Genomic DNA, 7,057 nt, shown 5'->3' with positions numbered 1-7,057 from the left:
GCTTGATGGGACTTGAATTTCTTCTCCTCCACCGTAGTAACAAAAGAGGGATTAATGGGTTCTGCAATGCTTTGAGGTAAAGGATTTGCGGCATTGGTGAGCGATTCAGTTAGCAAAGGGCTAACTGTAATTTCTAGCTACTGACGCCTGACTTCTGGCTCTTCAATCAAGGTCGAATCACGCGATGCATATCCAATGACGGTGGAGCAATATCGGTTTGCGTCAACATGTCGTGAATTTGCCCGCGATGGTGAGTTTGATGGTTGAAAAAGTGGGCAACCAGTAAATCGACTGGATCGTCGAGGTGCCGCCCCTGGTTGTTGACATACTGAAGGGATTGACCCAGAAACTCGTTTGTCAAACTAGCCGCAAACGCTTCAATGTGTTCATCCTGAACCGTGCGGGCAGCGCGTAACTCCTCAAACGCTTCATAGAGAATGGCGTCGAGTCCGGTAGAGGGAATCATGCCACCTGTGAAGCGAGTAAGCCAGATGCGATCGCTCACCAAAATGTGATTCAGTGTGCCATAAATGCTTTTGAAGAAGGCTGGGCGAATACAAGTGCGTTTTGTCTCTGAAAGCTGAGCACAAGCATCATAGAGTTTACAATTCGCCAACGTGTTGTACCGCGCCAGCATTTGAAAATGTTGAATGAGCATGAGGGGCAAGAGAGGAATGAGGGGTAGGGTAAGAAGTTTTGAGTTTTGAGTTAGCTCTCTTGTATTTCTTTGCACCCTACACCCTACTCCCCACTTCCTACCCTCTTCATCTAAATCTGCTTCAACACATCGGGCAACAAATTCGCGGGGACTTGGGATAACGCTTGTGTTTGACCTTTAGTGCCAAATTCGCTGTGGAAGGCACGCATCGTTTGTAAAATATAGCTGAAAACAGTTTGATAAAGGTCTGGCTGGGCTTGCCATGCTTGGAGCGCCTGAAGGTGATTGTGCAGTGCCGCTTCGAGGCCAGCAAAACGTTGGGTGCTGCTTTCTCGACTGTGCTTGTCAATCGCAAGTTGATAGTAAGCAAGCCCAAGATTATTGTGCGTTGCCGCAGGGTCGAAGGAGAGGCCGTGAGTATGAGGTGCTTTTGTCTCAGAGAGGTAGTCTACCGCTGCGATTGCCTCTTTGTAGGAGGCGATCGCCTGCTGCAACAGTTCATAGCGCTGTTCAGGCTGATTAGCTAGTAGAATAGCCAACTGCCAGCAGGCCGTGCCAAGGTTATTTTGCGTCGCTGCATGGGCAGCAGGCGCAGCAGCAAGGGTACGATAAACCAACGCTGCTTGATAGGCCGTGATCGCGCGCTGTAACAAATCGGCTCCTGATAAATCTTTGCCTTTTGCCGTGCCAACCCCCAAATTTGTCTGAGGTTGCTGGGCCAGATTCCAGTACGCCGTACCCAAATTGTTTTGGATCATGGCATAGTGCATAGGCTCACAGTCGGGGCTGTAATAGCGTAAGGCTTCAAAATAAGACGCGATCGACTGCTTGAGTCGTCGCACGGGCTGCTGGTGCTGAGCTAGATTCCAGTACGCCGTGCCAAGGTTGTTTTGCGTGGCCGCGTAGCGGGCCGGATCATCATGTAGTTGCCGATAGCGTAAGGCCGCTTCATAGGCCGCAACAGACTGCTCTAGGCTCTCTGCTGGTGGACGGAACCGCGCCATATCGCCGTAAGCAGACCCCAAATTGTTCTGAATCATCGCGTAGTTATGAGGACGCGTTTCAGGATTGGTGCTGGTTAGGGCCTGCTGGTAAGCCGCGATCGCCTGCTCTAAATAAGTCAAGCTATCATCACTGGTCAATTCGTGCCGAGCTAGCATCCAGTACAGGTTGCCAATATCGTTCAAGATGTCAGACCACAGGAGTGAGTCATCATCCAACCACTGCAATGTCTGCTCATATACACAAATGGTCAACAACAAATGCCGCGAGGAGGCATAGCCTTGCTCGATACGATCACGGCAAAGGTTGCCTAGATTTTGGTACGCCGCGAGAAGCGTAGCCTTGGGTGCCTCTTGCAAATGAAGCTGCTCAATCTGCTGCAATGCCTGAATAATTTGAGCATTCTGGCTAGAGGGATGGTCTCCGTCTTCTTCAGCGACTACAGCCAAAATTAAGTCTGCTAAGTCTAGAGCCGCTTGATTTTGACTGGAGGGGATAGCAGCCGTATCCAATTGAGGCTCAGCGACGGGGTCTGCGATCGCAGCGGCGATAGGCTTGGTCTCTAATGCGGTAGCTCCAGCAGGTTCAACCGTATTGGCTTGGTCATTACCACTAGCGGCCGATGGGGCGTTCAGATCAGGCACTGCCAGATCAGCTACTTGTACAGGCTCTGCGATCGCTGGCACAATTGCTTCAGTTGCGTATACAACGGGGTCAGGCTGCTCCTCAGCTATCGGCTCTGATGGAAGGCCTTGCGACTCCTTTGGCTGGCTCAGCAGCGCCAGATCATGTGTGAGAATCTCCCAAAGATCGTCCTTGGCAACGGGAGCGCTGCTTGCTGATGATGTGGGGGCTAGTGGTGTGGAGCTATGCTCGACCGTCTCAGTTGTTTGAGCAGTCGTCCCTTTGTCCAGTCCGTCATCAGACAGTGCGCTATGAAGCTGCGTTCCGTCAGGCAGTTCATTCCTGGCAGGGGGGGCTGCTAGATCGATAGCGGCTGCTTCCTCCTGGATATGCACCGTTGCTGCAGATTGCACTGGGACTACTGGAGATGCTATGTGCTGATGGCAATCACCGCTAACACTGGGTTCTAAACGTGCAGTGGAAACTGTATGGTGAGCAGGCGGACGAGCGGCAACGGTTGCTACTGGCGTTGGGTCGCCTTCAAATTCAAACAGGGCCGTATGCCAGTTCCAAAAATTAGGAGCCGATTGTTTCACTGCATTCAGCCAGGGACGTGGCAACCAGAGCAGCAGCGGCGATTCTAAGCAGGATAAGTAGTGTTCAATCTGCTGTAACGAATTGAGAAAGCGCTTTTGCACAAGTGCAGGCTGACGAGTGAGACGCTCAATGCCCAAAATTTGAAATCCAGGCGATCGCGATCGCGCATTCGTGTCTTTAGGTGGTGGGTACTGTGCCAACCACTCCGCAATCTGTACCATCGGGTTGGGATCGTTCAGGTTGAGGTTAAGGCTCACCAACCGAGGATAGGGCAACGAAGCGGGGAGAGGAGCAGTGGACGGGACTGACGGTGAATCACCATCGTTTGCTACAACAAACAGGCTGTCGTGCGAAGACGCCACGCTAACGGCAGTATCCAGCGCGTGTGCGGCTGTCGCTCTGACTGCAATCGGTTTCGGCGACGCATACCCCAACTCTGCGTAGAGACGAGCCGCCAGACGATTGCGCAGCGCTACATCATCGCACATAGCCAAAAAGATTTGTCGGCGTAAGCCTAGACTCAGTGCTAATTTCAGGCGCAGATATGCTTTTTGGTTTTGCCCTGAAAAGACCTGAGAAACACGATCGTGGGGAGAAGACGGAGAAGAACGTTCAGCGAGTTGCATTGCAGGTAGTACGCCGTGTCGCGCGAAGCAGCCTTGGAATTGAAGCCGATACCACTCTTTTCAAAGGAGCGATCGCGGCTTCAGGATGAAAGGCTGACATTGCTTGGACGAGTCAATTCACCGTTGGCAGCGGCGAATTGGCAGTAGATACCCCTTTATGCAGGCGTGGAATGACAAAACCGGGCATTCACTTAAAGTAAACAGCCCGGTTGCTTTTTAAAGTCGTTCGTTTTGGTAGCGTCTTAAACTTGCGTCAGAAGTTTGCTATCAAAAGGGTGCGTTGTTAGGAAACGGAAACGGCAACAAATAAAAGTCCACCGACCAGAGCGACAGCTCCAGCCCCTAAAACGATGTAGTTCCGCTTTTGAGTGGTATTGGGTGGCTCAGCCTGGTACATTTTGGGCTCGATCGCAAAGTTGTTCAAACGGCCGCCTTCTTCAACGGTATAACGCATAAATTATCCTCAGGTATTTCAGTGAATTGTAACAGAATTTTAACAAAAAATGGAGTTAGCTTACATTCATACCAAAAAGATCTGTCAAACGACCTAGAAGACATCGAAACGTTACTTGTCGCAATAATACTTAACACGACCTCTAGCGCGCTACGGCTTGGCGTGGATTGTACCAGTGGTCGGTGAACTGGGGCTGGCGTAAGTCTTAATGGGTATCCGTCCCGCTTGGTAGGCGAGCCGTCCGGCCTGCGCGGCCAGATTCATCGCGCGTGCCATTGCAGCAGGATTTTGCGCCTGAGCGATCGCCGTATTGATCAACAGCGCATCGGCTCCCAGTTCCATTGCCTGCGCGGCCTCGCTGGGTACTCCAATACCCGCATCCACCACGACAGGCACGGTCGCGTTCTCGATAATGATGCGAATATTGGCTGCGTTGTTCAGCCCTTGACCAGAGCCGATCGGTGACCCCAACGGCATCACCGTCACACAGCCTACCTCTTCCAATCGCTTTGCCAGCAGTGGATCGGCGTTGATGTAGGGCAAAACGGCGAATCCTTCTTTGACGAGCTTTTCCGCCGCTTCAAGGGTGCCGATCGGGTCGGGTAGCAAGTATTTGGTATCGGGAATCACTTCCAGCTTGACGAAGTTGTTGTCTTCTTGCCCTAGCAGCTTTGCCATTTCGCGCCCTAAACGAGCCACACGTACTGCTTCATCGGCAGTTTGGCAACCTGCGGTGTTGGGCAGCATCCAGATGTTGGTCCAGTCCAGTGCTTCTGCCAGTCCTTCATGCCCTGGCGCATTGGTCTGCACCCGTCGCACAGCCACAGTGACAATTTCGCACTCGCTGGCAGCAATGCTCTGGCGCATTTCGTCAAAATTGCGATATTTACCAGTGCCCGTCATCAGGCGCGATTTAAAGGTGCGGCCGGCGATCGTCAACACATCATCGGCGGCACGGTCTAACGGTCGGTCTAACATTTGCATGGGAATAAGTCCTCAACTCGTTGCAGCATCAGGGGCATGTCCTAGCGCGTGTAGTTGCGCTTTGAGTCGCTTAATTTCATCTTCAGCTTGTTGGGCGCGACGTTCCGCCACATCCGCTCGTTGTCGTTCTTTATCGGCCCGCTGGCGTTCGTGGTCTGCGCGCGATCGTTCTTGCTCTGCCCGTTCGGCAATCTGCTCGTAGGTTTCAAAGGGTTGCCCGTTGGGACGGATGAGCACGAGATCGCCGTCTGGTGTTAAGCCAAAGCAAACGTTCAACCGGGGGCTAACCCAGGCATCCATTGATTCGATGGCTTCTAAACAATCGTCCTGGCGGATGAAGCCACCAAGACTGGAGCGATCGGGGTCATAGATATAGTATTCCTCGACACCATAGCGCTCGTAAAACTGAAATTTGCGAGTCATTTCAGGAATGGTGTGACCGGGTGCAATCACCTCAAACACAACATGGGGCGGAATGTCATCTTCGAGCCACTGTTGGTAGCTGGCGCGATCGCCCTTGGGTCGATCGAACACCACCATCGCATCGGGTGCCTGCCGCAATTTGTTGTCGCCCTCGACGGGGTACCAGAGCAAATCACCCGCAACGAACACGGTGGGATCGTCAATAAACAGCCAATCCAGACCTTTTTTGATGTAGACAATCCACTCAAACTGGATTGTGTTCTCTGCCATTGGCAGTCCGTCTGATTCCGGGTAGATGATGGGCGATGAGGTCATGACCATTGGCGTTCCTTTCTGCTGCTCTTTCCAGCGTAGATCACAGTGTTACGACTGTTACAGCTTTTGTGGCGATGTCCAACCAATCGCCCAGGTTAAAATCAAGGGGTAACATTGAGATGAGGGTCAAGCCTATGAGCGTTTCTCCAGAGGAGAGGTTTCACCAACGGCAACCCCGCTACAGCAAAGAAGAGTTCGCTCGACGCGGTGACGAGCTTTATGAGTCTCAGGTGCGCCAGCAGGTTGAAGAAGGCAATCATGGCAAGATTGTGGCGATTGATATTGAGACTGGATCGTTTGAAGTGGCAGACGACACGATCGCAGCGACAGATAGACTCTACGAACGCGTTCCTGATGCTCAGCCTTGGGTCATTCGGATCGGGCATCGCACGGTGTATCGGTTTGCGCGGAGCCTGAAAAAGTCAGTATGATGCAAGGCTGGGTGACTCAACATTGTGAAGCGATGTTGTCGATCGCGGTCGGTCATGGTGACGCGCCAAAGCAAATGGTTGAGGCATTGATTGATACAGGATTTTCAGGCTTCCTCTCTCTCCCATCATTCATGATTGAATCGCTGGGGTTGCCCTGGATATTCAGTGATTCTGTCACCTTAGGTGATGGCAGCGAGGTCATTTTTCAGATGTACCGAGCGATCGTCATTTGGGATGGACAGCTTAAGGTTGTAGATGTGGCAGCATCAGAATCAGAGCCACTTTTAGGCATGAGTTTGCTGTATGGATTTAAGCTTCAAGTTGAAGCAGTAGAACGCGGCATCGTCACCATAGAAGCTATGAGATAGTCGTTGAATACTTGAATCGCATACATTACGGACGATCGCTATCCGCTGGTTTGAGCGCGTCCATCAAAACGGCACCCGCACCAAAGCTATCGTAGGGCGTTGGCAGGTGATAAGTCTTGAACGGTTCTAGGGGCGCGATCGCTTCAGCCGTATCCAGATCTTCGACGAGAATCCGAATGAGTTTGAGTTTTTCGATGGCAGAAAGTTGTCGCGCCGCCGGAAGCACCTCAGCCAAGGTCATATCAATATCCCCATCATTCAGGTCTCCATGCTTCAGTTTAAGCATCTCAGGACGTTATCGTAAAGGCAGTGCTTGATTAGGAGTAGGCGGTAGAGATGACGCTAGCTATTTACGGAAATTTGTGTACAGAGGTGTACGAAATTACCAAACCAGTCGGCGGCAAGTACGCTGATGTTCCTTACTTCATTCAACATCTCTCTCAAAGCGGTGGAAGAATTTTGGAAGCAATGGTTGGAACAGGGCGCTTACTGATCCCTTTACTAGAGGCAGGGTTAAACGTTGGGTAGTCCTAAAGGTGTAAGGATAGCTAACCTCTAGCTTGAGCAGGGTAAAG

The 7,057-nt window shown here is 51.7% G+C and carries 10 protein-coding genes; 4 read left to right on the top strand and 6 right to left on the bottom strand.

Features of this window, described 5'->3' with window-relative positions:
- Positions 1-166 precede the first annotated feature (166 nt).
- Both AC5JLP_RS02620 and AC5JLP_RS02615 read right to left on the bottom strand, forming a co-directional pair.
- Positions 167-658, bottom strand: a complete 492-nt coding sequence (locus AC5JLP_RS02620) for a DinB family protein (protein WP_496066343.1) — start codon at positions 656-658, stop codon at positions 167-169.
- Positions 659-768: 110 nt separating this feature from the next.
- Positions 769-3,507 (bottom strand): tetratricopeptide repeat protein, encoded by a 2,739-nt coding sequence (locus AC5JLP_RS02615; RefSeq protein WP_496066342.1) that lies wholly within the window; start codon positions 3,505-3,507, stop codon positions 769-771.
- 15 nt (positions 3,508-3,522) lie between these two features.
- Between AC5JLP_RS02615 and AC5JLP_RS02610 the strand changes: the two genes are divergently transcribed.
- Positions 3,523-3,654 (top strand): hypothetical protein, encoded by a 132-nt coding sequence (locus AC5JLP_RS02610; protein ID WP_496066341.1) that lies wholly within the window; start codon positions 3,523-3,525, stop codon positions 3,652-3,654.
- Positions 3,655-3,790: 136 nt separating this feature from the next.
- Here AC5JLP_RS02610 and psb34 read toward each other — a convergent pair whose 3' ends face one another.
- The 3 genes from psb34 to AC5JLP_RS02595 all read right to left on the bottom strand — a co-directional run bounded on the left by psb34 (position 3,791) and on the right by AC5JLP_RS02595 (position 5,683).
- Positions 3,791-3,961: a photosystem II assembly protein Psb34 gene (gene psb34, locus AC5JLP_RS02605; RefSeq protein ID WP_496066340.1), complete on the bottom strand. Its 171-nt coding sequence runs from the start codon at positions 3,959-3,961 to the stop codon at positions 3,791-3,793.
- Between the two features lie 150 nt (positions 3,962-4,111).
- Positions 4,112-4,945 carry a thiazole synthase gene (locus tag AC5JLP_RS02600; RefSeq protein WP_496066339.1) on the bottom strand — a complete coding sequence of 278 codons (834 nt, stop codon included), beginning with the start codon at positions 4,943-4,945 and terminating at the stop codon, positions 4,112-4,114.
- A 12-nt stretch (positions 4,946-4,957) separates the two neighbouring features.
- Positions 4,958-5,683, bottom strand: coding sequence for a Uma2 family endonuclease (locus AC5JLP_RS02595; protein WP_496066338.1), 726 nt, complete (start codon positions 5,681-5,683; stop codon positions 4,958-4,960).
- Positions 5,684-5,817: 134 nt separating this feature from the next.
- Here AC5JLP_RS02595 and AC5JLP_RS02590 point away from each other — a divergent pair, with 134 nt between their 5' ends.
- Positions 5,818-6,114: a hypothetical protein gene (locus AC5JLP_RS02590; protein WP_496066337.1), complete on the top strand. Its 297-nt coding sequence runs from the start codon at positions 5,818-5,820 to the stop codon at positions 6,112-6,114.
- The gene (locus tag AC5JLP_RS02585; protein WP_496066336.1) at positions 6,111-6,482 is read left to right on the top strand and encodes a clan AA aspartic protease; all 372 of its coding nucleotides are present in this window, start codon (positions 6,111-6,113) and stop codon (positions 6,480-6,482) included. Before AC5JLP_RS02590 ends, AC5JLP_RS02585 begins: the two co-directional genes overlap by 4 nt.
- A 25-nt stretch (positions 6,483-6,507) precedes the next feature.
- Here AC5JLP_RS02585 and AC5JLP_RS02580 read toward each other — a convergent pair whose 3' ends face one another.
- Positions 6,508-6,768 carry a hypothetical protein gene (locus AC5JLP_RS02580; RefSeq protein ID WP_496066335.1) on the bottom strand — a complete coding sequence of 87 codons (261 nt, stop codon included), beginning with the start codon at positions 6,766-6,768 and terminating at the stop codon, positions 6,508-6,510.
- A gap of 50 nt (positions 6,769-6,818) precedes the next feature.
- Here AC5JLP_RS02580 and AC5JLP_RS02575 point away from each other — a divergent pair, with 50 nt between their 5' ends.
- A complete protein-coding gene (locus AC5JLP_RS02575; protein ID WP_496066334.1) occupies positions 6,819-7,010 on the top strand; it encodes a hypothetical protein in 192 nt (63 codons plus the stop codon).
- Positions 7,011-7,057 lie beyond the last annotated feature (47 nt).

It is taken from the genome of Stenomitos rutilans (assembly GCF_059505485.1).
The sequence above is the reverse complement of the archived record's forward strand: the minus strand, read 5'-3'. Positions and strand labels throughout refer to the sequence as shown.

Excerpts from the sequence above, each read along its gene's own strand:
- AC5JLP_RS02620 (WP_496066343.1), bottom strand. The coding sequence starts at position 658 with ATGCTCATTCAACATTTTCAAATGCTGGCGCGGTACAACACGTTGGCG.
- AC5JLP_RS02575 (WP_496066334.1), top strand. The coding sequence starts at position 6,819 with ATGACGCTAGCTATTTACGGAAATTTGTGTACAGAGGTGTACGAAATT.
- AC5JLP_RS02600 (WP_496066339.1), bottom strand. The coding sequence starts at position 4,945 with ATGCAAATGTTAGACCGACCGTTAGACCGTGCCGCCGATGATGTGTTG.
- AC5JLP_RS02590 (WP_496066337.1), top strand. The coding sequence starts at position 5,818 with ATGAGCGTTTCTCCAGAGGAGAGGTTTCACCAACGGCAACCCCGCTAC.
- AC5JLP_RS02585 (WP_496066336.1), top strand. The coding sequence starts at position 6,111 with ATGATGCAAGGCTGGGTGACTCAACATTGTGAAGCGATGTTGTCGATC.
- AC5JLP_RS02595 (WP_496066338.1), bottom strand. The coding sequence starts at position 5,683 with ATGACCTCATCGCCCATCATCTACCCGGAATCAGACGGACTGCCAATG.
- AC5JLP_RS02580 (WP_496066335.1), bottom strand. The coding sequence starts at position 6,768 with ATGCTTAAACTGAAGCATGGAGACCTGAATGATGGGGATATTGATATG.
- psb34 (WP_496066340.1), bottom strand. The coding sequence starts at position 3,961 with ATGCGTTATACCGTTGAAGAAGGCGGCCGTTTGAACAACTTTGCGATC.
- AC5JLP_RS02615 (WP_496066342.1), bottom strand. The coding sequence starts at position 3,507 with ATGCAACTCGCTGAACGTTCTTCTCCGTCTTCTCCCCACGATCGTGTT.